Origin of the sequence: Siculibacillus lacustris (assembly GCF_004328075.1) — a bacterium.
GTDB lineage: Bacteria > Pseudomonadota > Alphaproteobacteria > Rhizobiales > Ancalomicrobiaceae > Siculibacillus > Siculibacillus lacustris.
Genome location: NZ_SJFN01000081.1, coordinates 1 through 1,595 on the forward strand (window position 1 = coordinate 1; position 1,595 = coordinate 1,595).

A 1,595-nucleotide genomic window follows, 5' to 3' on the forward strand; every position below is an offset into this window, starting at 1 on the left:
ACCGAGGCTCGACGCTGTCGGACCGCAGGTACTTGCGGACCGTGTTCCTCGAAAGCCCGGTGCGCCGGGAAATCTCTCGGATCGAGAAATGATCCCGATAGTGCCAGCGCCGGATGACGCTCAATAACTCCATGTCGATCACTCCGCTGTCCCCCGCACCAGTGGCGAGGGAGGAGGTTCAAACATGGGTCAATTCTCGATGGAAAAATCCCTGCCGCCTGGGTCAGTTCTCCGCGGAAATCAACAGTTCTACCCATGACTCTCGATCGAGAGGCGGAGGCTGCGCACGTGGAGTGTCGCCGGGACCGTGTTCCACCGGACGTGAACGGGCAGGTGGTGGCCGACGAGCCGAAGCCGATACCGCGGGGGATCGCGGTGCCCGAAACCGATCAACGGGTCACCCTACTCTTTGCTGCCGATTTCCCGGGACTGCAGCTTCGGAGTGAGACCCCTTTGGTCTTCACTGCGCAGGACACTGCCTGCCGAGGCTCGGATTGCCCCTCTGTAGCGCCACCGATGATCATCTTGTCGGAGTGGTGCCCGGTGGCGTGCCCGGACGTTAGAAACGGGCGCGAGACCGCAAATTGCCGATCTCAGTCGAGGCGTCGCACCGACGGCTCAGATCTTACTGGCTCGAGATTTCTGTGTACGGAGAGAATATATGACGTGCCGTCGGCGCAGGCGACGACCCACGAGTGGAATTCTCGGGAATCCAGTTCGAGAATTTGCTTCCTCAATTCGACTCCATACGTGTCGGGGGCGACACGCATGGAGTTCGAGCAGGTGAAACCCTTCGCGGTGATCCATTTGCCGTCTGTGGCGTTTTCGGCGTTCCGCCGCACAACCATTGCTCCCATTTTCTGATGGTTCGGCGGCACGATATCTGCGAAAGCGGCAGTTGCGAATCCGAGGAGGGTGATGACGACAATGGTAATCCGGACCATCTGTGATCTCCATTAAATGCGTGAGGGAGCGTAGTTCATGGACTTTGAGCTTACCAATACACTGGCGACGCAGACGGGAGCGCTCGCCTGGTCGCTGGTCATAGAGGCTTCGACAGCAGCAGCATTGGCATCGTGGACGGGCTGGGGAACTCCGGGTAGGGCCGCTATTGCAGCGATCGCCGGGACCCTGGCGACGCACGGTTTCGCTTGGTCCTACGTTCTCGAGCATGCAGAAGTAGAAACCTTTGCGCTGGTCGTTCTTCAGGTCGAAGCCACAGTGGTGGTCATTGAAAGCCTAGCCTACCGATTGTTGGTCTGTGCCCCGATTGTGCGTTGTCTCGCCTTTTCCGTCGCGGCCAATGCCATGTCCGCCGGCTTCGGCCTCCTCATGAACGGGTTGGTCTGAGGTGGTCCCCGTCTGGCGGGCAGTTCGGTAAGCTTGGGTCGACCTGAGAGAAGGACGATCCCGATGACGGGGAAGCGGAAGCGGTATTCGGCAGATTTCAAGGCGAAGGTCGCGCTGGAGGCGATCCGGGGCGAGGCGACCGTGGCGCAGCTGACGGTCAAGTACGGCGTCCATCAGACGATGATCAGCGCGTGGAAGAAGCAGGCGGTCGACGGAATGTCAGGCGTCTTCTCCGGGAAAGCCGA

At 60.1% G+C, this 1,595-nt stretch carries 4 protein-coding genes; 2 read left to right on the forward strand and 2 right to left on the reverse strand.

Going from position 1 to position 1,595, the window contains the following annotated elements; all coding sequences use genetic code 11:
- The coding region (locus EYW49_RS22760) for a sigma factor-like helix-turn-helix DNA-binding protein (RefSeq protein ID WP_131309656.1) at nucleotides 1-133 on the reverse strand (133 nt) is incomplete at its 3' end.
- Nucleotides 134-593: 460 nt separating this feature from the next.
- A complete protein-coding gene (locus EYW49_RS22765) occupies nucleotides 594-944 on the reverse strand; it encodes a hypothetical protein (RefSeq protein ID WP_131312023.1) in 351 nt (116 codons plus the stop codon).
- Nucleotides 945-981: 37 nt separating this feature from the next.
- Between EYW49_RS22765 and EYW49_RS22770 the strand changes: the two genes are divergently transcribed.
- Both EYW49_RS22770 and EYW49_RS22775 read left to right on the forward strand, forming a co-directional pair.
- Nucleotides 982-1,350 carry a hypothetical protein gene (locus tag EYW49_RS22770; RefSeq protein WP_131312025.1) on the forward strand — a complete coding sequence of 123 codons (369 nt, stop codon included), beginning with the start codon at nucleotides 982-984 and terminating at the stop codon, nucleotides 1,348-1,350.
- Between the two features lie 63 nt (nucleotides 1,351-1,413).
- Nucleotides 1,414-1,595, forward strand: a 182-nt coding sequence (locus EYW49_RS22775) for a transposase (protein WP_131308803.1), incomplete at its 3' end; no start/stop codon positions are given.

Coding starts and splice junctions, on each gene's coding strand:
- EYW49_RS22770 (WP_131312025.1), top strand. CDS start 982: ATGGACTTTGAGCTTACCAATACACTGGCGACGCAGACGGGAGCGCTC.
- EYW49_RS22765 (WP_131312023.1), bottom strand. CDS start 944: ATGGTCCGGATTACCATTGTCGTCATCACCCTCCTCGGATTCGCAACT.